Annotated in this window: 20 protein-coding genes and 2 tRNA genes; 3 read left to right on the plus strand and 19 right to left on the minus strand. The window is 68.8% G+C overall.

The genetic code is table 11. The features are described 5' to 3' along the window. Nucleotides 1-16: 16 nt before the first annotated feature. The 11 genes from AB0Q90_RS19350 to AB0Q90_RS19400 form a co-directional block, all read right to left on the minus strand. Nucleotides 17-1,981: a TIGR03960 family B12-binding radical SAM protein gene (locus AB0Q90_RS19350; RefSeq protein ID WP_363160224.1), complete on the minus strand. Its 1,965-nt coding sequence runs from the start codon at nt 1,979-1,981 to the stop codon at nt 17-19. Nucleotides 1,982-2,061: 80 nt separating this feature from the next. Beyond that, on the minus strand, nt 2,062-3,561 hold the full coding sequence (locus AB0Q90_RS19355) for a CYTH and CHAD domain-containing protein (protein ID WP_363160225.1): 1,500 nt from the start codon (nt 3,559-3,561) through the stop codon (nt 2,062-2,064). Between the two features lie 81 nt (nt 3,562-3,642). Continuing rightward, on the minus strand, nt 3,643-4,842 hold the full coding sequence (gene rodA / locus AB0Q90_RS19360) for a rod shape-determining protein RodA (protein WP_363160226.1): 1,200 nt from the start codon (nt 4,840-4,842) through the stop codon (nt 3,643-3,645). After that, nucleotides 4,839-7,079 carry a penicillin-binding protein 2 gene (mrdA, locus tag AB0Q90_RS19365; RefSeq protein WP_363160227.1) on the minus strand — a complete coding sequence of 747 codons (2,241 nt, stop codon included), beginning with the start codon at nt 7,077-7,079 and terminating at the stop codon, nt 4,839-4,841. The genes rodA and mrdA overlap by 4 nt, the downstream gene beginning before the upstream one ends. Nucleotides 7,080-7,195: 116 nt before the next feature. After that, entirely contained in the window at nt 7,196-7,876 is a 681-nt protein-coding gene (gene mreD / locus AB0Q90_RS19370; protein WP_363160228.1) for a rod shape-determining protein MreD, read from the minus strand. 13 nt (nt 7,877-7,889) lie between these two features. Further along, the gene (mreC, locus tag AB0Q90_RS19375; protein ID WP_363160229.1) at nt 7,890-8,837 is read right to left on the minus strand and encodes a rod shape-determining protein MreC; all 948 of its coding nucleotides are present in this window, start codon (nt 8,835-8,837) and stop codon (nt 7,890-7,892) included. 144 nt (nt 8,838-8,981) lie between these two features. Next, on the minus strand, nt 8,982-10,001 hold the full coding sequence (locus tag AB0Q90_RS19380) for a rod shape-determining protein (RefSeq protein ID WP_004931372.1): 1,020 nt from the start codon (nt 9,999-10,001) through the stop codon (nt 8,982-8,984). A 266-nt stretch (nt 10,002-10,267) separates the two neighbouring features. Next, nucleotides 10,268-10,681 carry a nucleoside-diphosphate kinase gene (ndk, locus tag AB0Q90_RS19385; protein WP_363160230.1) on the minus strand — a complete coding sequence of 138 codons (414 nt, stop codon included), beginning with the start codon at nt 10,679-10,681 and terminating at the stop codon, nt 10,268-10,270. Nucleotides 10,682-10,781: 100 nt separating this feature from the next. Beyond that, nucleotides 10,782-11,138: a DUF4233 domain-containing protein gene (locus tag AB0Q90_RS19390; protein WP_363160231.1), complete on the minus strand. Its 357-nt coding sequence runs from the start codon at nt 11,136-11,138 to the stop codon at nt 10,782-10,784. A gap of 11 nt (nt 11,139-11,149) precedes the next feature. After that, nucleotides 11,150-12,652, minus strand: a complete 1,503-nt coding sequence (locus AB0Q90_RS19395) for a folylpolyglutamate synthase/dihydrofolate synthase family protein (RefSeq protein WP_363160232.1) — start codon at nt 12,650-12,652, stop codon at nt 11,150-11,152. 195 nt (nt 12,653-12,847) lie between these two features. Beyond that, the gene (locus AB0Q90_RS19400; RefSeq protein ID WP_363160233.1) at nt 12,848-15,472 is read right to left on the minus strand and encodes a valine--tRNA ligase; all 2,625 of its coding nucleotides are present in this window, start codon (nt 15,470-15,472) and stop codon (nt 12,848-12,850) included. Between the two features lie 136 nt (nt 15,473-15,608). Between AB0Q90_RS19400 and AB0Q90_RS19405 the strand changes: the two genes are divergently transcribed. Beyond that, the gene (locus tag AB0Q90_RS19405; RefSeq protein WP_363160234.1) at nt 15,609-16,544 is read left to right on the plus strand and encodes a hypothetical protein; all 936 of its coding nucleotides are present in this window, start codon (nt 15,609-15,611) and stop codon (nt 16,542-16,544) included. Between the two features lie 68 nt (nt 16,545-16,612). Here the strand turns inward: AB0Q90_RS19405 and clpX are convergent, their stop codons facing one another. The 5 genes from clpX to AB0Q90_RS19430 form a co-directional block, all read right to left on the minus strand. Beyond that, nucleotides 16,613-17,899, minus strand: coding sequence for an ATP-dependent Clp protease ATP-binding subunit ClpX (clpX, locus tag AB0Q90_RS19410; RefSeq protein ID WP_067003552.1), 1,287 nt, complete (start codon nt 17,897-17,899; stop codon nt 16,613-16,615). A gap of 171 nt (nt 17,900-18,070) precedes the next feature. Next, the gene (locus AB0Q90_RS19415; protein ID WP_363160235.1) at nt 18,071-18,751 is read right to left on the minus strand and encodes an ATP-dependent Clp protease proteolytic subunit; all 681 of its coding nucleotides are present in this window, start codon (nt 18,749-18,751) and stop codon (nt 18,071-18,073) included. 73 nt (nt 18,752-18,824) lie between these two features. Next, entirely contained in the window at nt 18,825-19,430 is a 606-nt protein-coding gene (locus tag AB0Q90_RS19420; RefSeq protein WP_181922768.1) for an ATP-dependent Clp protease proteolytic subunit, read from the minus strand. Nucleotides 19,431-19,824: 394 nt separating this feature from the next. Beyond that, the gene (tig, locus tag AB0Q90_RS19425) at nt 19,825-21,225 is read right to left on the minus strand and encodes a trigger factor (protein ID WP_363160236.1); all 1,401 of its coding nucleotides are present in this window, start codon (nt 21,223-21,225) and stop codon (nt 19,825-19,827) included. Nucleotides 21,226-21,396: 171 nt separating this feature from the next. Beyond that, a tRNA-Pro gene (locus AB0Q90_RS19430) sits at nt 21,397-21,473 on the minus strand. Nucleotides 21,474-21,603: 130 nt separating this feature from the next. Between AB0Q90_RS19430 and AB0Q90_RS19435 the strand changes: the two genes are divergently transcribed. Beyond that, nucleotides 21,604-21,677 (plus strand) — tRNA-Gly (locus AB0Q90_RS19435). A gap of 77 nt (nt 21,678-21,754) precedes the next feature. On the opposite strand, the gene AB0Q90_RS19440 is transcribed toward AB0Q90_RS19435, so the two are convergent. Continuing rightward, complete coding sequence (locus tag AB0Q90_RS19440) at nt 21,755-21,949, minus strand: hypothetical protein (RefSeq protein ID WP_363160237.1); 195 nt, start codon at nt 21,947-21,949, stop codon at nt 21,755-21,757. 455 nt (nt 21,950-22,404) lie between these two features. Between AB0Q90_RS19440 and AB0Q90_RS19445 the strand changes: the two genes are divergently transcribed. Beyond that, a complete protein-coding gene (locus AB0Q90_RS19445; RefSeq protein ID WP_363160238.1) occupies nt 22,405-23,526 on the plus strand; it encodes an acyltransferase family protein in 1,122 nt (373 codons plus the stop codon). 26 nt (nt 23,527-23,552) lie between these two features. Here AB0Q90_RS19445 and AB0Q90_RS19450 read toward each other — a convergent pair whose 3' ends face one another. Both AB0Q90_RS19450 and AB0Q90_RS19455 read right to left on the minus strand, forming a co-directional pair. Beyond that, entirely contained in the window at nt 23,553-24,023 is a 471-nt protein-coding gene (locus AB0Q90_RS19450; protein WP_363160239.1) for an HD domain-containing protein, read from the minus strand. Nucleotides 24,024-24,028: 5 nt separating this feature from the next. Continuing rightward, nucleotides 24,029-25,219 (minus strand): PP2C family protein-serine/threonine phosphatase, encoded by a 1,191-nt coding sequence (locus tag AB0Q90_RS19455; RefSeq protein WP_363160240.1) that lies wholly within the window; start codon nt 25,217-25,219, stop codon nt 24,029-24,031. Nucleotides 25,220-25,262 lie beyond the last annotated feature (43 nt).

Below are 25,262 nucleotides of genomic sequence, written 5' to 3' on the forward strand. Positions count from 1 at the left end.
AAAGGCCCCACCAATCTCAGTGCGCGTGCCCACTGGGCGCCGGCGCCGCGTTCTTCACGGTCAACGGCAACAGCTTCTTGCCCGTGGGGCCGATCTGGATATGCGTGTCCATCTGCGGACACACCCCGCAGTCGAAGCACGGCGTCCAGCGGCAGTCCTCGACCTCGGTCTCGTCGAGGGCGTCCTGCCAGTCCTCCCAGAGCCAGTCCTTGTCGAGGCCGGAGTCGAGGTGGTCCCAGGGGAGGACCTCCTCGTAGCCGCGCTCGCGCGTGGTGTACCAGTCGACGTCCACGCCGAAGGGGGCCAGCGCCTTGTCGGCGCAGGCCATCCAGCGGTCGTAGGAGAAGTGCTCGCGCCAGCCGTCGAAGCGGCCGCCGTCCTCGTAGACCGCGCGGATGACGGCGCCGATGCGGCGGTCGCCGCGGGAGAGCAGGCCCTCGACGATGCCGGGCTTGCCGTCGTGGTAGCGGAAGCCGATCGAGCGGCCGTACTTCTTGTCGCCGCGGATCTTGTCCCGGAGCTTCTCCAGGCGGGCGTCGGTCTCCTCGGCGCTGAGCTGCGGCGCCCACTGGAACGGGGTGTGCGGCTTGGGCACGAAGCCGCCGATGGACACCGTGCAGCGGATGTCGTTGGAGCGGGAGACCTCGCGGCCCTTGGCGATGACCTTGGTCGCCATGTCGGCGATCTGGAGGACGTCCTCGTCGGTCTCCGTCGGGAGGCCGCACATGAAGTACAGCTTCACCTGGCGCCAGCCGTTGCCGTAGGCGGTGGAGACGGTCCGGATCAGGTCGTCCTCCGAGACCATCTTGTTGATGACCTTGCGGATGCGCTCCGAGCCGCCCTCGGGGGCGAAGGTCAGGCCGGAACGGCGGCCGTTGCGGGTCAGCTCGTTGGCCAGGTCGATGTTGAAGGCGTCCACGCGGGTGGAGGGGAGGGACAGGCCGATCTTGTCCTCGGTGTAGCGGTCCGCGAGGCCCTTCGCGATGTCGCCGATCTCGCTGTGGTCGGCGGACGACAGCGACAGCAGGCCGACCTCCTCGAAGCCGGTCGCCTTCAGGCCCTTCTCGACCATGTCGCCGATGCCGGTGATCGACCGCTCGCGCACCGGGCGCGTGATCATGCCGGCCTGGCAGAAGCGGCAGCCGCGGGTGCAGCCGCGGAAGATCTCCACGGACATGCGCTCGTGGACGGTCTCCGCCAGGGGGACGAGGGGCTGCTTGGGGTAGGGCCACTCGTCGAGGTCCATGACGGTGTGCTTGGACACACGCCACGGAACGCCCGAACGGTTGGGCACGACGCGGGCGATCCGGCCGTCGGGGAGGTACTCCACGTCGTAGAACGCCGGGATGTACACCCCGCCCGTCTTCGCCAGGCGGAGGAGGACCTCCTCGCGGCCGCCGGGGCGGCCCTCCGCCTTCCACTCGCGGATGACCTTCGTCATGTCGAGCACGGCCTGCTCGCCGTCGCCGATGACGGCGGCGTCGATGAAGTCCGCGATCGGCTCCGGGTTGAAGGCCGCGTGGCCGCCGGCCAGGACGATCGGGTCGTCGACCGTCCGGTCCTTGGACTCCAGCGGGATGCCGGCCAGGTCCAGGGCGGTGAGCATGTTGGTGTAGCCGAGCTCGGTGGAGAAGCTGAGCCCGAACACGTCGAAGTCGCGTACCGGGCGGTGGCTGTCCACCGTGAACTGCGGGACGCCGTGCTCCCGCATCAGGGCTTCCAGGTCCGGCCACACGCTGTAGGTGCGTTCGGCGAGGACGCCCTCCTGTTCGTTCAGGACCTCGTAGAGGATCATGACGCCCTGGTTGGGCAGCCCGACCTCGTAGGCGTCGGGGTACATGAGCGCCCAGCGGACGTCGCAGCTCTCCCACGGCTTGACCGTGGAGTTGAGCTCTCCGCCCACGTACTGGATCGGCTTCTGCACGTGCGGGAGCAGGGCTTCGAGCTGCGGGAACACCGACGCAGCGACTTCGGCAGGCATCTCGCGTACCTTCATGAGCTGGACTGAACGGACAGGGGTGACCATCCAGCCTAACGCGACCGCGGCGGTGCCCCGCACCCTCAGACGGTCACCCGCCCCTTGATCGCCTCCCAGGCCTCCGGCAGATCGGCCTCGTCGTCCGCCGCGCGCCGCTCCTCACGCCCGTACAGCACGCCGTAAGTGAACGAGCTCTCCCCCGCCGCCTGGGCCTGCCGGGCGAGCTCACGCAGTGCCTCGCGCGCCATCACGCTGTCCTGGTGGTCGCCGAGCAGGTTCTGAAGGGACTTCATGGACTTCAGCAGCGTCTGGGCCGGGTCGCCGAGCGCCGGGACCGCAGCCTCGGCCGAGTACCGGGACCGCTTGGCCTTCTTGCGGGCCTCGTGCAGGGCGAGGTCGCGGTCATGCCCCGGCGGCAGGCCGAGGGCCTGCTCGACCAGCCCGGACAGCGTGGCGAAGTCCTTGCCCACGGTCTTGCCGATCACCTTCTCCGGCCGGCCTGCGGCAGCCTTCAGCAGCGGCGGATCCGCCACCAGCGCGTCCAGGACGCCGAGCAGCTCCAGGTACCGCTTGCCGTCGAGTACGGCGATCAGGCGCCGGCGTGAGCCGCCGCTGCGGGCGTGGGACCAGGTGCGCAGCCGGGTGCGGACGGGCCCGGACAGCAGGGTGCGGGGCAGCTCGTCCAGGGCGGCCGTCAGTCGCTCGGTCAGCACCTCCTGGTCCCGGTCGACGCCGAGCTCCCCGGCGAGCCACTTCAGCTCCTCGCCGATCGGGTCGGTGACGGACCGGTCGAGGACCTTGCCGAACGACCGGAAGGCGCTGCGCATCCGGCGAGTGGCGACGCGCATACGGTGCACCGAGTCGTACTCGTCCCGCCGTACGGCCGGGTCGAGCGCGACGATGGCGTCCCGCTGCGCACGGACATAGGCGAGGACATGGTCCCCGGCCGTGACGGGCGCCTTCTCGGGCTTGCTCTTGCGCTGCTTCTTCGGTGCCGTCTCCGCGAGCGCCCGTGCCAGCTTGGAGGCCGAGGCCGACGGGCGCACGCCCGCCTTGCGCAGCCGCTTGTCGATCTTGTCGAGGACGGCGGGGTCCCCGCCGTCGGCGAGCTCCACCTCGATCTCGGTCCACTGGACCCCGTCGCCGGCGCCGAGGCGTTCGGCGCGTACGGCGTCCACGCTGACCTCGGCGAGCAGCCGGCCCTCGGCGTCGACGAGGTCCCGTACGTCGCGGTCGGAGCGCAGCCGGACCAGGGGCAGCAGCTCGGCGTCTCGGACGCGGGAGCGGACGAGGCCGGCCAGGGTGCGGGGCACGGTGTCGGACAGGGGCTCCCGGATCTCGTCCCGTACGCCCGGGGAGACGGGGAACTTCAGGTGCCAGCCCGCGTCGGAGCCACCGGTGCGGCGGCGCAGGGTGATCGAGGACGCGGCGAGGCGCTCGTCGTGGGTGTCGTAGTAGGTGGCGTCCAGATGGGCGACACCCTTGTCGATGACGGCCGCGACTCCGGCGACGCCGGTCAGGTCGGGGAGACCGCTTTCGTCGGACTCGTATTTCCGTTCGATCTCGCGCTTCGTGTCCGCCATGACCCGAATCTAGTGCGAGTCATGGCGGTACAACAGGGCCCACAGGACCCGAACCCCGGGGAAACAGGAGATGACCAGCGGCTACGCGGACATCGGTCGCTGCACCCGGATCGACTGCAACAACCCGACCGCGACCCACACCGCGAACATCGACGATCCTCCGTACGACACGAACGGCAGCGGCAGGCCCGTCACCGGCATGATGCCGAGCGTCATCCCGATGTTCTCGAAGGCCTGGAAGGCGAACCAGGCCACGATCCCGGCGGCGACGATCGTGCCGTACAGCTCGGTCGTCTCGCGGGCGATGCGGCAGGCGCGCCACAGCAGGATGCCGAGCAGGACGATGATCAGGCCGCCGCCGACGAAGCCCAGCTCCTCCCCCGCCACCGTGAAGACGAAGTCGGTCTGCTGCTCCGGCACGAACTGGCCGGTCGTCTGCGAGCCGTTGAAGAGCCCGGCCCCCGTCAGCCCGCCCGAACCGATGGCGATCCGCGCCTGGTTGGTGTTGTAGCCGACGCCCGCCGGATCGAGGCTGGGGTTGGCGAAGGCGGCGAAGCGGGCGATCTGGTAGTCGTCGAGGATGTGCAGCTGCCAGACGGCGAGCGCGCCGATCGTGCCGGCGGACAGCAGGCCGAACACCCAGCGGTTGGAGGCACCGGAGGCCAGCAGCACGCCCAGCACGATGACCACCATCACCATGACCGACCCGAGGTCGGGCATGAGCATCACGATCAGCATGGGAACCGCGGCCAGCCCCAGGGCCTGAAGCACCGTGCGGTGGTCGGGGTAGGGCTTGTCGCCCGCGTCCACCCGCGCCGCCAGCAGCATCGCCATGCCCAGGATGATCGTGATCTTCACGAACTCCGAGGGCTGGAGCGAGAATCCGCCGCCGAGCACGATCCACGAGTGGGCGCCGTTGACGGTCGAGCCCAGCGGGGTGAGCACCAGCAGGATCAGGAACACCGAGGCGCCGTAAAGGATCGGCACCGCCGTGCGCAGAGTGCGGTGGCCGAGCCAGACCGTGGCGATCATCAGCGCGAAGCCGATGCCGGTGTTCATGATGTGCCGGACCAGGAAGTAGTACTGGTCGCCCTGGTTGATCTCGGTGCGGTTGCGGGTCGCCGAGAAGACCAGGATCGAGCCGATCAGCGACAGCGCAAGCGCGGACAGCAGTATCGGCCAGTCGAGCCGGCGGGCGAGCGAGTCGCGGGCCAGCAGGCGGGTCCACCCCGCCCGTTCGGGCCCGTACCCGGAGACCTGGAAGCTGTTGGCGCCGGTCACGTCAGCCTCCTTGCCCGCCGTCGGCGGCGGCGCGTCTCACGGTTCTCCGTCGTCGGTGTCCCCACCGTCGCCGCCTCCTGCTGGCCGTCCTCCTCGGGCAGGCCCTCCTGGCTGGCCCGCTGCTCCTTCGCCGGGTCCTTGGCGATCTTCGGGGAGATGATCGACCCGTCCGTCTGGATCTTCGGCAGCTTCTTCTGCGGGGTGGGCAGCAGCGCGTTCTTCTTGCTGATCACGCCGTCGTCGGAGATGCCGTACAGCGCGTCGTAGATGTTGCGGACGGCCGGACCCGAGGCGCCGGAGCCCGTACCACCCTGGGAGATCGTCATGACGATCGCGTAGTCCTTGGTGTACGTGGCGAACCACGACGTCGTCTGCTTGCCGTAGACCTCGGCGGTACCGGTCTTGGCGTGCATCGGGATCTCGTCCTGCGGCCAGCCGCCGAACCGCCAGGCTGCGGTACCGCGGGTGGCCACGCCGGCCAGGGCCTCGTCCATCTGCGCCAGCGTCTGCTGACTGACCGGCAGCTTGCCGTGCGACTGGGGCTTGATCTCGGAGACCTGCTTGCCGTCGGCGCTGACGATCGCCTTGCCGACCGTCGGGTCGTACAGGGTGCCGCCGTTGGAGATGGCCGCGTAGATGGTGGCCATCTGGATCGGGGTCACCAGGGTGTCGCCCTGGCCGATGGAGTAGTTGATCTCGTCACCGGCGCGCATCTTGTTGCCTTCGAGGCAGTTCTCGTAGGCGATCTGCTCGACGTAGGTGCCGCCCTTCTTGCCCTGCTTGCACCAGGCGTCCTTGTTGGCGTTCCAGTACGACTGCTTCCACTGGCGGTCGGGGATCCGGCCGGTGACCTCGTTGGGCAGGTCGATGCCGGTCTCGGCGCCGAGGCCGAACTGGTGGGCGGCCTTGTAGAAGTAGTCCTTCGGCTGGCCCTTCTTGGGGTTGATGCCGCCGTCCTTCTTCCACTCGTTGTGCGCGAGGGAGTAGTAGACGGTGTCGCAGGAGACCTCAAGGGCGCGGCCGAGGCCGATCGGGCCGTGGTTCTGGGACTCGAAGTTCTTGAAGACCTGGCCGCCGACGGAGTACGAGCTGGAGCAGTTGTAGCGGCCGTCGAAGTCGTAGCCGGCCTGGACCGCGGCGGCCGTGGAGACCACCTTGAAGATCGAGCCGGGGGCTGCCTGACCCTGTATGGCGCGGTTCAGCAGCGGGTAGTTGGAGGACTTGCCCGTGAGCTGCTTGTAGTCCTTGGCGGAGATGCCGCCCACCCAGGCGTTCGGGTCGTAGGTCGGGTTGGACGCCATGGCGACGACACGGCCGGTCTTGGCCTCCATCACCACGACCGCGCCGGCGTCGGCCTTGTACCGCTGCTGGGTGTTGCGGTCCCACTCCTGGCGGGCGGTCTTCATCGCCTCGTTCAGCTCGTACTCGGCGACCCGCTGGACCCGGGCGTCGATGCTGGTGACGAGGTTGGAGCCGGGCTGGGCGGCGTCCGCCTCGGCCTCGCCGATGACCCGGCCGAGGTTGTCCACCTCGTAGCGGGTGACGCCGGCCTTGCCGCGCAGTTCCTTGTCGTACTGGCGCTCCAGGCCGGAGCGGCCGACCTGGTCGGAGCGCAGGAAGGGCGAGTCGGTGTCCTGGGCCTTGGTGATCTCCTCGTCGGTGACCGGGGAGAGGTAGCCGAGGACCTGGGCGGTGTTGGAGCCGCCGGGGCTGCCGTAGCGGCGGACGGCCTGCGGTTCCGCGGTGATGCCGGGGAAGTCCTCGGCACGCTCACGGATCTGCAGGGCCTGCTTGGCGGTGGCCTCGTCGGTGATGGGGATCGGCTGGTACGGCGAGCCGTTCCAGCAGGGCTGCGGGGTCTCGGCGTCGCACAGCCGGACCTTCTCCATCACGTCCTTGGGCTTCATGCCGAGGACTCCGGCGAGCTTGGTGAGGACGCCCTTGCCGTCGTCCTTCATCTTCAGCAGCTCGGTGCGGGAGGCGGAGACGACCAGCCGCGTCTCGTTGTCGGCGAGGGGCACTCCGCGGGCGTCCAGGATCGAGCCGCGCACGGCGGGGTCGACGACCTGCTGGACGTGGTTGCCGGAGGCCTCCTTGGCGTATGCGTCGCCCTCGCGGATCTGGAGGTACCACAGTCGGCCGCCGAGGGTGCCGAGCAGGGAGAGAACGAGGATCTGGATCACGACGAGACGGATCTGGACCCTTGGGGTCCGTCCGGTCTCGGGGATGTTGGTCACTGCGGTTGCCGCCCCCTCTCAGTGCGCCGGCGTGTGTGCGCGTACGAATGATGAACGGGCGACCTGTGAGTCCGCGTTCCGCCCCGGCAAACCCGTTCGAGTGAACTCGCGCCCCCTCACAGCCGCTTGACCCCCTTGATGCGGCCGGCGCGGGTGGTGCGCGCCCGGGCCGCTTTCACCTTCAGGCCGCCGAGCCCGCCGCGCTGGCTGCCGATGCGCAGTCCGGTGCCGCCGGAGAGCCAGCCGGTGGAGATGTCGGCCTTCTTCGCCGAGGAGTTGGTCTCGGCGAGCGGGTCGTTCTCCGCGCGTCGGGCCAGCGCCATGATCCCGGGGACGACGAACGGGGCGAGCAGCAGGTCGTAGAGCGCGGCCGTGAACAGCAGGCTGCCGAGGCCGACATGGCGGGCGGCGGTGTCGCCGACGAGGGTGCCCACACCGGCGTAGAGCAGGGTGGAGCCGACGGCCGCGGCGACGACCACGACCATGGGGCCGGTGGCCGACTTGAGCTGGCCGTTCTCGGGCTTGATGAGGCCGGCGAGATAGCCGATGACGCACAGCACGAGGGCGTAGCGGCCGGCGGCGTGGTCGGCGGGCGGGGCCAGGTCGGCGAGGAGGCCGGCGCCGAAGCCGATGAGGGCGCCGCCGACATGGCCGTAGACCATGGCGAGGCCGAGGACGGTCAGCAGGAGGAGGTCGGGGACGGCGCCAGGGAGGTGGAGGCGGGCGAGGACGCTCACCTGGAGGACCAGGGCGACGACGACCAGCGAGGAGGAGAGCAGGATCCGGTTGACGCGCATGGGGCTTCAGCTCCTACTGCTCTTCTTGGTACTGGCCGTCGACCGGCGCCTGGGCGGACGGGGTGACGGTCACCGTCACGGTCGGCGTGGGGGTCGGCTTGGGCTTGTCGGGAAGCACCGTGTCGCGCGGGTCCTTCTTCGGGGCCTCGACGACGACACCGACGATGTCGAGCTTGGTGAAGCTGACGTACGGCGTGACGTAGAGGGTGCGGGTCAGGTCGCCGCCGGAGGGGTCGACGCGGGAGACCACGCCGACCGGGACACCCGGCACGAAGGGTTTGTCGGCCTGCGAGCCGAAGGTGACCAGCCGGTCGCCCTTCTTGATCTGGGCCTTGCCGTTGAGGAGCTCGACGCGCAGCGGACCGTCACCCTGGCCGGAGGCGAAGCCGAGTTCGTCGTTGCCCTCCATGCGGGTGCCGACGGTGAAGTCGGGGTCGTTGGCGAGCAGCACGGTCGCGGTGTTGGGGCCGACGGTGGTGACGCGGCCGACGAGGCCGTCGCCGTTGAGGACGGTCATGTCGCGCTTGAGACCGTCGTTGGCGCCGGCGTCGATGGTGATGGTCCAGGAGAAGCCCTGGGCCGCTCCTATGGCGATGACCTCGGCGCCCTTGATGCCGTACTGGCCCGCGCCCGCGATCTTCAGCATCTTGTCGAGCTGCTTGAGTCTGCTGCGATTGCGGTCGTCGCTGCCGAGCTCCGCCTTGAGGGCCGCGTTCTCCTTCTCCAGTTCGGCGAGCCGGTCGTGGCGTTCGCCGGAGTCGCGGATCGCGGAGACCGCGTTGCCCACGGGGTCGACCGCGGCGGAGACCCCGTTCTCGATCGGGCCGAAGACGGTGGCCGCGGCCTGGCGGGCGCCGTCGACCGGGGAGTCCTCCCCACCGCGGATGTCCACCGTGATCAGTGCGAACGCGATGGCGATCAGCAGCACCAGGAGCAGCCGGCTCTCTCGTGTGTCCCTCACGTGCGGCGGCCGTGCCTTCCTCAATCGGAATTCGTGAAGCCCCTGGGAAACCCAAGGGGCTGCTTTGGGGGATCTTATGCCTCTATATCAACGATCCGCCGTACGAGAGGAGATCGTCTCGTACGGCGGAATCGAAGAGTTACGTCATCTGCGCGGCTGGGCGTCCAGCACCTGCTGGAGCGCCTCGAACTCCTCTACGCACTTGCCGGAGCCGAGCGCCACGCTGTCCAGCGGGTCCTCGGCGATGTGGATCGGCATGCCGGTCTCGCGGCGCAGCCGCTCGTCGAGGCCGCGCAGCAGGGCGCCGCCGCCGGTGAGGACGATGCCGCGGTCCATGATGTCGCCGGACAGCTCCGGCGGGCACTTGTCGAGGGTCGTCTTGACGGCATCGACGATGGCGTTGACGGGTTCCTCGATCGCCTTGCGCACTTCGGCGGCCGAGATGACGACGGTCTTGGGCAGCCCGGACACCAGGTCCCGGCCACGGATTTCGGTGTGCTCGTCAGCGTCGAGGTCGTACGCCGAACCGATCGTGATCTTGATCTGTTCGGCCGTCCGCTCACCCAGCAGGAGCGAGTACTCCTTCTTGATGTGCTGGATGATCGCGTTGTCCAGCTCGTCGCCCGCGACCCGGATGGACTGGGCGGTGACGATGCCGCCGAGGGAGATGACCGCGACCTCCGTGGTGCCGCCGCCGATGTCGACCACCATGTTGCCCGTGGCCTCGTGGACCGGCAGGCCGGAGCCGATGGCCGCGGCCATGGGCTCCTCGATGATGTGCACCTGGCGGGCGCCGGCCTGGGACGACGCCTCGATGACGGCGCGACGCTCGACGCCCGTGATGCCGGAGGGCACACAGACGACGACCCGCGGACGAGCCAGATACCGCCGCTTGTGGATCTTCAGGATGAAGTAGCGGAGCATCCGCTCGGTGATCTCGAAGTCGGCGATCACGCCGTCCTTCAGCGGACGTACGGCAACGATGTTGCCGGGGGTCCGCCCGATCATCTTCTTCGCTTCGGCGCCGACCGCGAGGATGCCACCGGTGTTGGTGTTGATCGCGACGACGGACGGCTCGTTGAGTACGATCCCGCGACCCCTGACGTACACCAGCGTGTTGGCGGTCCCGAGGTCGACAGCCATGTCACGGCCGATGAACGACATTGAGTTCCCCATCAGGATTCGTCTGGCCTTCCTGGGAGCTTTTGATGGCTTTTCAGGTCGGCGAAGTGGGTGCTGTGACGTGAAGGCTTCCATCGTAGACGCGCCTTCGCGAACACGGCGTGAGGGTCCTTCGCCATTGTCAGCAGATGATGTGCGGGTTCGCTTCTGGAGACGGGCGTTCGGGGACTCTCGTTCCCCCGAACGCCCCGCATATGCCAGAAAGTCCGGAGGCAATGCCTCCGGGCTCTGTCATCTGCGCTCGTGGATCAGACCCGACCGGGGAAGAAGATCTTCACCTCGCGCTCGGCGGACTCCTCGGAGTCGGAGGCGTGGATGAGGTTCTCGCGGACGATCACGCCGTAGTCGCCGCGGATGGAGCCGGGGGCGGCGGCGATCGGGTCGGTCGGGCCGGCGAGCGCGCGCACGCCCTCGATGACCCGCTCACCCTCGACGATCAGCGCGACGACCGGACCGGAGGACATGAACTCGACCAGCGGCTCGTAGAAGGGCTTGCCCTTGTGCTCGCCGTAGTGCTGCTCCAGCGTCTCCTGCTCCAGGCTGCGCAGCTCCAGCGCGGTGATCTGCCAGCCGGCCTTGCGCTCGATGCGGCTGATGATCTCGCCGGTCAGGCCACGACGGACGGCGTCGGGCTTGAGCAGGACGAGGGTGCGCTGAGTCACGACGGGCTCCTTAGTGCATCAAGGGTGTGCGGGAAGACGAGGTTACCCGGCGTGTCCGGGCGCCTGTTACTCAGCGTCAGGTATAGAGGGGCGGGCCGCGTCACGCCGCGTCGGGCGTCGACGCGTCCGCCTGCGCCGCGAATCTCGCCTTCGCCTCGTCGATCTTCCGGCCGAAGTGCACGGAGGCCCACCACAGGACCGCGAACAGCGCCCCCATGAAGAACATCGTGGGAACGACGAAGCCGGCGGCGATCAGACCGACCTGGAGGGCCCAGCCGAGGGCGATGCCGCCCGGCCGGGTGACCAGGCCGCACAGCAGCAGGCACAGGAACATCGCGATCCCGCTGACCGTCCACACCGTCGTCATGGACAGGTCGGGATCCTTCATCGCGACCAGACCGGCGAAGCCGATGACGAAGAACTCGCCGATCAGGGTCGAAGCACAGAGCGTACGCATTCTCGAAAACCTCAGCCCTTCCCCAGGAGCAGCCGGGCCTCGCCGACAGTGATGACCGAGCCGGTGACGAGCACACCGCCGCCCGCGAACTCGCCCTCCTCCTCGGCCAGCGTGATCGCGGCCTCCAAGGCGTCCGGCAGCCGCGGCTCGACCTGCACCCGCTCCTCGCCGAACACCTCGACGGCGATCGCGGCCAGTTCGTCGGCGTCCATCGCGCGATGGCTGGAGTTCTGGGTGATCACGACCTCGGCGAAGATCGGCTCGAAGGCCTCCAGCAGCCCGCGGACGTTCTTGTCCCCGCTGGCCCCGACCACACCGATCAGCCGGCTGAAGTCGAAGGCCTCCTGAAGCGCCTCGGCGGTCACGCGGGCGCCCGCCGGGTTGTGCGCGGCGTCGAGGACGACGGTCGGCGAGCGGCGTACGACCTCCATGCGGCCCGGCGAGGAGACGGCCGCGAAGGCCTTGCGCACGGTGTCGATGTCGAGCGACTCGGCACGCTGGGCACCCACACCGAAGAACGCCTCGACGGCGGCGAGCGCCACGGCGGCGTTGTGCGCCTGGTGGGCGCCGTGCAGCGGGAGGTAGACCTCGGGGTACTCACCGCCCAGGCCGCGCAGGGTGACGACCTGTCCGCCGACGGCGACCTGCCGGGAGACGACACCGAACTCCAGGCCCTCGCGGGCGACGGTGGCGTCCACCTCGACGGCCTTCTTCAGCAGCACCTGCGCCGCGTCGACCGGCTGCTGGGCCAGGATCACGGTGGCGTCCTGCTTGACGATGCCGGCCTTCTCGGCGGCGATCTCGGCGGGCGTCTCCCCGAGCCGGTCGGTGTGGTCGAGGTCGATGGGCGTGACGACGGCGACGTCACCGTCGATGACGTTGGTGGCGTCCCAGGAGCCGCCCATGCCGACCTCGACGACGGCCACGTCGACGGGCGCGTCGGCGAAGGCGGCGTACGCCATCCCCGTCAGCACCTCGAAGAAGGACAGCCGGTACTCCTGCTGCGCGTCGACCATCTCGACGTACGGCTTGATGTCGTTGTAGGTCTCGATGAACCGCTCGGCGGAGATGGCGGCGCCGTCGAGGCTGATGCGCTCGGTGACCGACTGGACGTGGGGCGAGGTGTAGCGCCCGGTGCGCAGCTCGAAGGCGCCCAGGAGGGCCTCGATCATGCGGGCGGTGGAGGTCTTGCCGTTCGTCCCCGTGATGTGGATCGAGGGGTACGAGCGCTGCGGGTCGCCCAGCACGTCCATCAGCGCGGAGATACGGCTGACGGACGGCTCCAGCTTGGTCTCGCCCCAGCGGGTGGCGAGCTCCGCCTCGACTTCCCGGAGCGCCTTGTCGACCTCGGGGTCCTCGGGGCGGGCCGGTACGTCGGCCTGCGGCAGGCCGCCCTGGGTGCGCAGGGTACGGCTGCCGGCCTCGATGACCGCGAGGTCGGGGTCGCGGTCGGTCTCGTCCGCGATGATCTCTTCGAAGGGGTCGAGGGAGTCGGGCTCGTTCTGGTCGCTCACGAGGCCCAGTCTACGGAGGGGGACTGACAGCGTGCCCACGGAGTGGGGTGGCTGGTCCTTGTCGGCGGGTGCGGGTGCACTGGGGCTGGTCGCGCCCACGCGGCGGAGCCGCACATCGATACAGCCCCGCGCCCCTGGGTTGGACAAGGCCCCCGGCGCTCTCAGCGCCGGGGGCCTTCAGTAGCGCAAAACGACTTACGCTTCCGGCAGCTTGTCCAGCTGGGCCTGGATCCGGGCGATGTCTCCGTCCGCCTTGGCGAGGCGGCCGCGGATCTTCTCCACGACGTTGTCGGGGGCCTTGGCGAGGAACGCCTCGTTGCCGAGCTTCGCCGTGGCCTGCGCCTTCTCCTTCTCGGCGGCGGCGAGGTCCTTCGCGAGGCGCTTGCGCTCCGCCGCGACGTCGATCGTGCCCGAGAGGTCGAGGGCGACCTCCGCCCCCGCGACCGGGAGGGTCGCCGTGGCCGCGAAGCCCTCGCCCTCCGGCTGGAGGCGCAGCAGCTGGCGGATGGCGGCCTCGTGCGGAGCAAGGGCCGTGCCGTCCAGCGTCAGGCGGGCCGGGACGCGCTGGCCGGGCTGGAGGCCCTGGTCGGCGCGGAAACGGCGGACCTCGGTGATCACCGACTGCAGGCTCTCGATCTCCCGCTCGGCGTCGGCGTCACGGAAGCCGCTGTCCGTCGGCCAGTCGGCGATGACGACCGACTCGCCGCCGGTGAGGGTGGTCCACAGGGTCTCCGTGACGAACGGGACCACCGGGTGCAGCAGCTTGAGCGTGACGTCGAGGACCTCGCCCAGGACCCGCTTGGAGACCTCGGCCGGCTCACCACCCGCCTGGAACGTCGTCTTGGACAGCTCGACGTACCAGTCGAAGACCTCGTCCCACGCGAAGTGGAAGAGGGCGTCGGAGAGCTTGGCGAACTGGAAGTCGTCGTAGAGCGCGTCGACTTCGGCGACGACGGAGTTGAGACGGGAGAGGATCCAGCGGTCGGTCGAGGACATCTTCGACGCGTCCGGCAGCGGACCGTCCACCGTCGCACCGTTCATCAGCGCGAAGCGGGTGGCGTTCCAGATCTTGTTGGCGAAGTTCCGGGAACCCTGGACCCAGTCCTCGCCGATCGGGACGTCGACGCCGGGGTTGGCACCGCGCGCGAGGGTGAACCGGAGCGCGTCGGAGCCGTACTTGTCCATCCAGTCCAGCGGGTTGACCGCATTACCGAAGGACTTCGACATCTTCTTGCCGAACTGGTCGCGGACCATGCCGTGCAGGGCGATGGTGTGGAACGGCGGGGTGCCGTCCATCGCGTACAGGCCGAACATCATCATCCGGGCGACCCAGAAGAAGAGGATGTCGTAGCCGGTGACCAGGACGGAGTTCGGGTAGAACTTCGCCAGCGACTCGGTCTGTTCGGGCCAGCCGAGCGTGGAGAACGGCCACAGGCCGGAGGAGAACCAGGTGTCGAGGACGTCGGTGTCCTGGTGCCAGCCCTCGCCGGTGGGGGCCTCGTCGTCCGGACCGACGCACACGACTTCACCATTCGGGCCGTACCAGACGGGAATCCGGTGACCCCACCACAACTGCCGTGAAATGCACCAGTCGTGGAGGTTGTCGACCCAGTCGAAGTACCGCTTCTCCATCTCCTGCGGATGGATCTTGACGCGCCCGTCGCGGACGGCGTCACCGGCCGCCTTCGCCAGCGGGCCGACCTTGACCCACCACTGCATGGACAGCCGCGGCTCGATGGTGGTCTTGCAGCGCGAGCAGTGGCCGACGGAGTGGACGTACGGCCGCTTCTCGGCGACGATCCGGCCTTCGGCGCGCAGCGCGGCGACGATCGCCGAACGGGCCTCCAGGCGGTCCAGGCCCTGGAAGGGACCGTGGGCCGTGATGACGGCGTGCTCGTCCATGATCGTGATGGCCGGCAGGTCGTGCCGCTGGCCGATCTCGAAGTCGTTCGGGTCGTGGGCCGGGGTCACCTTGACGGCGCCCGTGCCGAACTCCGGGTCGACGTGCGTGTCGGCGACGACCGGGATGGAACGCTCGGTGAGCGGCAGCTTGATGAGCTTGCCGACGAGGTGCTTGTACCGCTCGTCGTCGGGGTGAACGGCGACGGCCGTGTCACCGAGCATGGTCTCCGCGCGCGTGGTGGCGACGACGATGGTGTCGTCCCCCTCGCCGTACTTCATGGAGACGAGCTCGCCGTCGTCGTCCTGGTACTCGACCTCGATGTCCGAAATGGCCGTCAGACACCGCGGACACCAGTTGATGATGCGCTCGGCGCGGTAGATCAGCTCGTCGTCGTAGAGCCGCTTGAAGATGGTCTGAACGGCCTGCGACAGCCCTTCGTCCATGGTGAACCGCTCACGGGACCACGCGACGCCGTCTCCCAGCCGCCGCATCTGCCCGGAGATCTGCCCGCCGGACTCGCCCTTCCACTGCCAGACGCGCTCGACGAAGGCTTCCCGCCCGAGGTCGTGCCGGGACTTGCCTTCCTTCCCCAGCTCACGCTCGACGACGTTCTGCGTGGCGATACCGGCGTGGTCCATGCCGGGCTGCCACAGCGTCTCGAAGCCCTGCATGCGCTTACGACGGGTCAGCGCGTCGATGAGCGTGTGCTCGAAGGCATGCCCGAGGTGCAGGCTGCCCGTGACGTTCGGCGGCGGGATGACGATGGTGTACGGAGGCTTGTCACTCTTCTCGTCAGCCTCGAAGTAACCGCGCTCTACCCAGCGCTCGTACAGCGGCCCCTCTACATCGGCCGGCGCGTACTGGGTCGGCAGTTCGGTGTTGGGCGCTGGTGGCTGCTGCTGAGCGTTCTCGGTCACGGGGTCAGTTTAGGGGTGTCGCGGCACTGTCCCGAAACGCCTTTGTTCTGTAACGGTGCGCCCCCCGGTGCACCGCGCGCCCCCCGCCTGGTCCAGGATGTCAGGACCACATAAGCATCTGGAGGGGAACCCAGTAATGAGCTACAACCAGCCGGGCCCGTACGGCGGGCAGCCCCAGCAGCCCGGACCGTACGGCCAGCCGGGTCCGTACGGCCAACAGCCGCAGGCCCCCCAGCCCGGCTACGGCTACCCCCAGCAGCCGCAGACCCCGCAGCCGGGGTACGGCTACCCCCAGCAGGGCGCCCCGCAGCAGACCCCGCCCTACGGCCAGCAGCCCCCGTACGGCCAGCAGCCGCCCTACGGCGCCGCCCCGCAGCCCCCGGCCCCGGGCGGCGGCAAGAAGAAGACGGGGATCATCCTCGGCGCGGTCGCGGTCGTGGCGGCCATCGCGGTCGGCGCGTACTTCGTCATCGGCGGAGGCGACAGCGGCTCGGCCGCCGGGGACGACGGCCCGCACAAGCTGACGACTCCGGCCACGGTCCTCACGGAGTACAAGAAGGCCGACGACAGCGGCTCGGACGGCGGCATGACGAAGGAGGACCTTCAGAACGCCGAGGACTGGGGCGTGAAGAACCCCAAGGACGTCAGCGCGAACTACGAGGCGGGCGACGAGGACAACCCGCTGGCGGGCAAGCTGCTCACGTTCGGTGGCGTCTACGGCGAGATCGAGGACCCCGAGAAGGCCGTCGACGCGCTCTTCGCGTACATGAAGAAGGACGCGGAGAAGGACGACGTCACCGTCGAGGGCGACCCGAAGGCGTACACCCCCGAGGGGTTCGACGGCACCGTGCTGAAGTGCCAGCAGGCGACCATGAAGAACGAGGACGCCACGGCGGGTTCGGGTGAGCCGACCGAGATGAAGATGACGTACTGCATCTGGGGCGACTACAGCACCCTCGGCTTCGTGCTGCCCATGGAGATCGCCGACATCGCGGCCGGCAAGGAGACCGACCCGACGGCGGCCGCCGACATCACCGCCAAGTTCCGCAAGGAAGTTCGCGTCAAGATCTGACGCCTGTCGTTCGGAGCAACGACGAAGGGCCCCCGGTCGGTCGACCGGGGGCCCTTTCCACGTCTTGGCTACGCCGTCTTCTGCTCGCCCGACCCCCGCCCGCGCGCATCCCGCGGAATCAGCGTCGGGTTGACGTTGGAGTGGACGACGTCCGCGGTGATGACGACGCGGGCCACGTCCTTGCGGGACGGGACCTCGTACATCACGGACATGAGGACCTCTTCCATGATGGCGCGCAGGCCGCGGGCGCCGGTCTGGCGGAGGATGGCCTGGTCGGCGATGGCTTCGAGGGCCTCGCGTTCGAAGTCCAGCTCCACTCCGTCGAGTTCGAAGAGGCGCTGGTACTGCTTCACCAGGGCGTTGCGGGGCTCGACCAGGATCTGGAGGAGCGCTTCGCGGTCGAGGTTGTGGACCGAGGTGATGACCGGGAGGCGGCCGATGAACTCGGGGATCATGCCGAACTTGACCAGGTCCTCGGGCATGACGTCCTCGAACTGGTCCTTGGCCTCCAGCTCGCGCTTCGAGCGGATCGTCGCGCCGAAGCCGATGCCCTTGGCGCCGGCCCGGGACTCGATGATCTTCTCCAGACCCGCGAAGGCACCGCCCACGATGAACAGGACGTTCGTCGTGTCGATCTGGATGAACTCCTGGTGCGGGTGCTTGCGGCCGCCCTGGGGCGGGACCGAGGCCGTCGTGCCTTCGAGGATCTTCAGCAGGGCCTGCTGGACGCCCTCGCCCGACACATCGCGCGTGATCGACGGGTTTTCACTCTTCCGCGCGACCTTGTCGATCTCGTCGATGTAGATGATGCCCGTCTCGGCCTTCTTGACGTCGTAGTCCGCGGCCTGGATGAGCTTCAGGAGGATGTTCTCGACGTCTTCGCCCACATAGCCCGCCTCCGTGAGCGCCGTCGCGTCCGCGATGGCGAACGGGACGTTGAGCATGCGGGCCAACGTCTGGGCCAGCAGCGTCTTGCCGGAGCCCGTGGGGCCCAGCAGGAGGATGTTGGACTTCGCCAACTCGATGGCGTCGTCGCGACCTTGGGCGCCGCCGTTCTCGCCGGCCTGGACGCGCTTGTAGTGGTTGTACACCGCGACGGAGAGCGCCTTCTTGGCCGCCTCCTGCCCGACCACGTATCCCTCAAGGAACTCGTAGATCTCGCGGGGCTTCGGGAGTTCCTCCCAGCGCACCTCGCTGGTCTCCGCGAGCTCTTCCTCGATGATCTCGTTGCAGAGGTCGATGCACTCGTCGCAGATGTACACACCGGGCCCTGCGATGAGCTTCTTGACCTGCTTCTGGCTCTTGCCGCAGAACGAGCACTTGAGCAGATCGCCGCCGTCACCGATGCGTGCCACGGTGTGCTTCCCCTTCGCCTGGGAGACGCCTGGACGCTTTCGAATCCAGCGGCTCCTGGTGCTGCCTTATGTCCGACGGTACCTTGCCGGGGCCCTCGTTCGGGCCCCCCTTGGCACGGTTCACTTTGTCGTGAACCGTGCCAAGGAGCGGCAGACGATACAGCCTCTCCGTCAGCGGACGGCGGCGTTGTTCATCTTCCGGGTGGAGATGATCTGGTCGATCAGACCGTACGAGAGCGCTTCCTCAGCGGTGAGGATCTTGTCGCGCTCGATGTCCTCGCGGATCTTCTCGATCGGCGTGGTGGAGTGCTTGGCCAGCATCTCCTCCAGCTGCGCGCGCATCCGGAGGATTTCGTTGGCGGCGATCTCCAGGTCGGAGACCTGGCCACGGCCGGTCTCGCTGTACGGCTGGTGGATCAGCACGCGGGCGTTCGGCAGCGCCATGCGCTTGCCGGGCGTACCGGCGGCCAGCAGGATGGCCGCGGCGGAGGCCGCCTGGCCCATGCAGACCGTCTGGATGTCCGGCTTCACGAACTGCATCGTGTCGTAGATGGCCGTGAGCGCGGTGAAGGAGCCGCCCGGGCTGTTGATGTAGACCGAGATGTCCCGGTCGGGGTCCATCGACTCAAGGCACAGCAGCTGCGCCATGACGTCGTTGGCGGAGGCGTCGTCGATCTGCACGCCGAGGAAGATCACGCGCTCCTCGAAGAGCTTCGCGTACGGGTCGTACTCGCGGATGCCCTGCGAGGTGCGCTCGACGAAGCGGGGGATCACGTAGCGGGACTCGGCGACCGGGCCCGCGTACTCGGCGCGCGTGCGGTCGTACAGGCCGCTGCCGGGGAAGTCGTTCACTGTCTGTCTCCTAGGAGCTGAGGCGGTCGGCTGGGGGCTGTGCGGGGGTCTTTCCGGCCCCTGCTGGGGCTGCTCAGGCCCCGGTGCCGCCGCCGCCCGGCATGTTGGCAGCCGTGGTGATGACGTCGTCGATGAGGCCGTACTCCTTGGCCTCGTCGGCGTCGAACCAGCGGTCACGGTCGGAAGCGCGGGTGATCTCCTCGAACGACTGACCGGTGTGCTGAGCCGTGAGCTCGGCCATGCGCTTCTTGGTGTGCAGCAGCCGCTCCGCGTGGATCTTGATGTCGGAGGCCGAACCGGCCAGGCCGGCGGAGGGCTGGTGGATCAGGATCTCGGCGTTCGGGAGCGCGAAGCGCTTGCCCGGGGTGCCCGCGCTGAGCAGGAACTGGCCCATGGAGGCGGCGAGGCCCATGGCGATGGTCACCACGTCGTTCTTGATGTACTGCATGGTGTCGTAGATCGCCATGCCGGCCGTGATCGAGCCGCCGGGGCTGTTGATGTAGAGGTAAATGTCCTTGTCCGGGTCGGCGGCAAGGAGCAGCAGCTGCGCGGTGATCTTGTTCGCGATGTCGTCGTCGACCGGCTGGCCGAGGAAGATGATCCGCTCGTTGAGCAGCCGGTTGTAGACCTGGTCGCCGAGGCCACCACCGATGGAAGGCTCGCCGGCGGCGGAGGGCATCAGATTCGTCACGTATCCACCTGCTCGTCTTACGACGGCGCCGGGCCGTCTCACGTTTCCCTGCGGGGCTGGAGCCGCCTGACTCCACTTGCCCTCGTATTCATGGACCCTAACGCGCTGGTCCCTTCGGGGAATCCCGGAGTGGAGGGTGTTCGCCGGGGGCGTAGCGCCGTGGTGACTTTTGGTGCGTGGGCGGCTGCGGGTTGTCCGTGGCTGATCGCTCCCCCACGCTCGGCTTCGCTCGCGCGGGGGGACCCCCACCGCGGCGGAGCCGCATGTCGATACAGCCCCGCGCCCGTTTCGGGGCGCCATCCTCACCGTATGACAAGAAGGCCCCGGGGAATGGGTTCCCCGGGGCCTTCCTACGGCGTTACAGGCGCCGAAGGCTTGGTGCTCAGCCCTCGGTCTTCTCCTCGGCGTCGGCCTCGGTGGCGTCGGCCTCGGTGGCCTCGGCGGCGACCTCGGCGGCCGTCTCGACCTCGTCCTCTTCGTCCAGGTCGATGATCTCGCCGTTGGTGTCCTTGACCGTGGCCTTCTCGACCACGACGGCCAGGGCCTTGCCGCGGGCGACCTCGCCGACCAGGAGCGGAACCTGGCCGCCCTCGACGACCGCCTGGGCGAACTGGTCGGGGGACATGCCGGAGGAGGCCGCACGCCGCATGAGGTGCTCGGTGAGCTCCTCCTGGTTGACGTTGAGCTTCTCCTGCTTGACGAGCTCGTCGAGGACGAACTGGGTCTTGATGCCCTTGACCGCGGCTTCCTTGGTCTCGGCGTCGAACTCTTCCTCGGTCTTGCCCTGGATCTCCAGGTACTTCGCGAGGTCGAGGCCCATCTGGCCGAGCTGGTGGTGCTCCAGGTTGTGCTTGCGGGTGTTGATCTCGTCCTCAAGCAGCTTCTCGGGGACGGGCACCTCGACGAGCTCCAGCAGCTTCTCCAGGACGCGCTCCTGGGCCTGCGTGGCCTGGTCGTACTGCTTCATGTTGGTGAGGCGCTTGCGGCTGTCCGCCTTCAGCTCCTCCAGGGTGTCGAACTCGGAGGCGAGCTGCGCGAAGTCGTCGTCCAGCTCGGGCAGTTCGCGCGCGGCGACCTGGGTGACCTTGACGGTGACCTCGGCCTCCTTGCCGGCCGCCGAGCCGCCCTTGAGCTCGGAGGTGAAGGTGGCCTCAGCCCCGGCCTCCAGGCCCTTCACGGCGTCGTCGATGCCGTCCAGCAGCTCGCCGGAGCCGATGGTGTAGGAGACACCGTTGGCGATGCCGTCCTCCAGGACCTCGCCGTCGACCTTGGCCTCAAGGTCGATGGTGACGACGTCGCCGTCCTCGGCGGCGCGCTCCACCGGGGAGGTGGAGGCGAAGCGCTCGCGGAGCTGCTCGACCGACTTCTCGATGTCCTCGTCGGTGACCTCGATGGCGTCGACCTCGACCTCGATGCCGGAGTAGTCCGGGATCTCGATGGTCGGGCGGATGTCGACCTCGGCGGTGAAGTTCAGCGTCTCGCCGTCCTTCAGCTCGGTGATGTCGACCTCGGGCTGGCCCAGGACGTTGAGCTCGGCCTCGTTGACCGCCTCCGTGTAGAACTTCGGAAGCGCGTCGTTGACGGCCTCCTCCAGCACGGCGCCACGGCCGAACCGCTGGTCGATGACCCGGGCGGGGATCTTGCCCTTGCGGAAGCCCTTCACCGTGACCTGCTGGTTGATCTTCTTGTACGCCGCGTCGAGGCTGTCCTTGAGCTCCTCGAAGGGCACCTCGACAGTGAGCCGAACCCGGGTCGGGTTCAGGGTCTCCACGGCGCTCTTCACGGTTCGGTCTCCTTGTGGCTGACTGCTTGGTTTCTGCCGGGGCCAGACTGGTCCGGCGGATTCGCCGCCCGGAGGACTGTCAGGGAGTGAAAGACACACGGGCGCGCAGCTTGCATAGTAACCGCAGCCGCGGAACGACCCAAAGGCGATCACCGAGGATGATCGAGGAGGTGGTCGGGGTGGCGGGATTTGAACCCACGGCCTTCCGCTCCCAAAGCGGACGCGCTACCAAGCTGCGCCACACCCCGTCTGGTGCGACACGTAGGGTACATGCCCGCAGGCAGTGGGGCTGCCGCATTTAAGGGGTGTGCACCGAAGGGCGCCGACCCGCTACGATGCCTCCAGTGCCGCGGTCACCTGACCTGCGGCGCGTCCTGTGCGGGCGTAGCTCAATGGTAGAGCCCTAGTCTTCCAAACTAGCTACGCGGGTTCGATTCCCGTCGCCCGCTCCATCTCGGTCTCGGGCCCGGTTCTTCGGAACCGGGCCCGAGTCGTTTGTGCGGTTGCCGCGCGGGGGCGCCCCGGGGGCCTAGAACTGGATCTGGTTGATGGTCTCCGCCAGCGAGTCGAGGAACCGCTGTATGTCGTCGGCCATGCCGGTCGAGGCGAGGAAGAAGCCGAAGAGCACGGCGACGACGGCGGGGCCGGCCTTGAGGGATCCGCCACGGATCAACACCACCATGATGATCGCCAACAGCAGCACCACTGACAGCGAAATGGCCACAACTGATCACACCCTCGGTCGGTCCGCTCTCCCGGCCCGGGGGCGCCATCCCCGCGCACCCCCGCCAGAACCATCGTGCCACCAACAGGGCCGCCGTATGCGGCGGGTGGGACATCGTTGGTCACAACTCCGGCCGGTTCGGGCGGCGCTGGGCCGCGCGGGCGGGCGACGGGCGCGCCCCGCACAGTAATTCGAGACAACACTCGGACGGGGAATTCGGAGCGATCGTTTCCATCTCCACACAACGCGTTCGCAGGCATTTCGAATTGTCATCACAGGCATGACAACAACAGCACTGACAAAGGACTTATGCACCAGTTAGTGCGGATGTATCCGGACAAACTGGATGAGGGTGGGGGTGAAATCCCCTGGCCCTTCCCGGCGTTCACCCGTAATAACCAGGAATGACGTCGCGCGTTTTACGAATACGCACAGCCGCCGCTAGGGTGCCTCAGATGTTCCACGCTGCCTCGTCCCCCACACGCCCGCCGCAGATACAGCAGAACGAACACAAGCAGCGCGACGCCTTCTTCGACAACGCCAAGTTCCTGGCGATCGTGCTGGTGGCCATGGGCCACGCCTGGGAGCCCCTCAAGGGCGAGAGCCGGATCCTGGAGGGCCTGTACACGGTCGTGTACGCGTTCCACATGCCGGCGTTCATCATCATCTCGGGCTACTTCTCGCGCAGCTTCGACATGCGCCCCGACCGGCTGCGGCGGCTGATCACCGGCGTCGCCGTGCCGTACGTCGTCTTCGAGACGGCGTACTCGCTCTTCAAGCGCGCCATCGACGACGATTCGGACATGGCGGTCAGCCTGCTCGACCCCTGGTACCTCACCTGGTTCCTGATCGCGCTGTTCGTCTGGCGGCTGACCACCCCGATCTGGAAGATCATCCGCCGGCCGCTGCCGGTCGCCCTCGGCGTCGCGATGCTGGCGTCCGTCACACCGGAGATCGGCAACGACCTGGACCTTCAGCGCGTGCTGCAGTTCCTGCCGTTCTTCGTGCTGGGTCTGAACATGAAGGCCGAGCACTTCCAGTGGGTGCGCCGGCGCGCGGTGCGGATCCTGTCCGTGCCGGTGTTCGCGCTGGCGCTGGCCGTCGGCTGGTGGTCGGTGCCGCGGATGAACACCGGGTGGTTCTACCACCGCGACGCCGCGCAGCAGCTGGGTGCGCCGTGGTGGACCGGGCCGGTCATGGTGCTCGCGATGTTCGGCTGCTCGCTCGTGCTGACCGCGTGCTTCTTCGCCTGGGTGCCGCGTCGGCACATGTGGTTCACGGCGCTCGGCGCGGGGACCCTGTACGGCTATCTGCTGCACGGGTTCTTCGTGAAGGCCGGGGACTACCAGGGCTGGTACGACCACGACTGGCTGTACCGGCCGGCCGGAGAGATCTTCGTGACGGTCGTCGCGGCGGCCGGGGTGACCCTGCTGTGCACGGCGCCCGTGCGGCGGGTGTTCCGGTGCGTGATGGAGCCCGAGATGAAGTGGGCGTTCAAGCGGGACGCGGCAGAGCTGGCACGCCAGCGTGAGAAGCGCGGTGAGGGCGCTCCCGCGCGCGAGAAGGTCAGCGCCTAGGCCGTCGGACTCTCGTCAGACGTCCGTCAGACGTTCGTCAGACCGAGAAGTGCGCGCATCCGTGCGTACTTCTCGGTGAGTCGTGTGCGGGTGGGCTCGTCCAGGACCGCCAGGCGGGCCGGGTCCGCGTTGTGCGCCAGGTCCGCCTCCTTCACCAGCAGTGCGCCGGGGGTCGCGAGAATGCGCTCGGCGTACATCTCCGGCGGCTCGCCCGCGCGCTTGGTGAGCGCGAGCACCACGGCCTTGGTACGGGGGCTCAGCGCGGCCTCGTCCAGCCACTGCTCGGAGAGAGCGTCGTCCTCGACGGAGTCGTGCAGCCAGGCCGCCGCGATCTGCTCGGCGTCGCCGCCGCGGTCGCGGACGCCGTCGGCGACGGCCTTGAGGTGCTCGGCGTAGGGGCGGCCCGCCTTGTCCGTCTGGCCCTCGTGGGCGGCGCGGGCGACGGACTCGACCTCGGCGAGAGCGAGCGGGGGCGAGGGCTGGGGCTGGGGCGTCATGGAGGTCATCCGTGGACCCCCGCCTGCGCCGTGACCGTAGGCCCCTCGCGGCAGATCAGCAGCAGGGCCCGGTCGTCGTTGACGTCCTTCGCGACCGCCTCGATCAGATGCCAGGCGGCGCCGTGGAAGCCGCCGGCGACATAGCGGTCGGCCTCGCCGGTGAGCCGGTCGATGCCCTCGACGATGTCGCGGTCGGAGGTCTCCACGAGTCCGTCCGTGAACAGCATCAACACGTCGCCGGGGCGCAGCGAGCCCTTCACGGGGTCGAACTGGGCGCCGTCGTACACACCCAGCAGCGGGCCCTCGGCCGCCTTCTCCTCCCAGCGGCCGCTGCCCGCGCTGAGCTGGAGGCCCGGCGGGTGGCCGGCGGAGTACAGCTCGTAGTCGCCGGAGTCGAGGTCCAGGACGAGGTGGATGGAGGTGGCGAACCCCTCGTCCCAGTCCTGGCGCAGGAGGTAGCCGTTGGCGGCGGGGAGGAAGGCGTGCGGGGGCAGGCTGCCCAGCAGGCCGCCGAAGGCGCCCGAGAGCAGCAGGGCCCGCGAGCCCGCGTCCATGCCCTTGCCGGAGACGTCCGTGAGGACGACCTCCAGGGTGCGGCCGCCGTTGGTGCGGGCCGCGACAACGAAGTCACCGGAGAACGACTGGCCCCCGGCCGGCCGCAGCGCCATCTCGCGGTGCCAGCTGTTCGGCAGCTGCGGCAGCTTGCTCTGCACCCGGATGCGTTCGCGCAGGTCGAAGAGCATGGTGCCGCCGCGCCGCCAGGGCACACCGACCCGGCTGCGGAACTGTGCGATCAGCAGGCCGACGAAACCGCAGGCCGCGACCACGAGCACCACGCCCGGGGTGACCCGGGAGGGGCCCTCGGTGTACGGCCCGAGCTGCACCGACTCCACGATGAGCGCCGTGGCCGCGGCCGCGTACAGGCCGAGCAGGCTGGCCGGGCGCAGCAGCAGTCCGCCGGCGACGATCGGGAGGACCAGTGCGGCCGGTGAGCACCACACCGAGTTGGCCAGGGTGGTGGCCGCGATCAGCGGGACGGTGAGCAGCAGACCGGCCAGCGCGATCCAGTCCGAGCCGTCTCCACGGAAGTAGTCGACGGCGCTTCTGCGCAGGCCGACGCGGACCCGGTGCCACTGCATCTTCACCCGGGCCGTGAACGTCTCGGCGGCCGTGCGCCGCTCTCGTCCTGCTGCCATTAGTTCGGGACCCTATCCATCGGACCAGCTGCTTGGCACGGGA

This window comes from Streptomyces sp. NPDC079141 (assembly GCF_040686775.1).
In the GTDB taxonomy this organism is placed as follows: Bacteria; Actinomycetota; Actinomycetes; order Streptomycetales; family Streptomycetaceae; genus Streptomyces.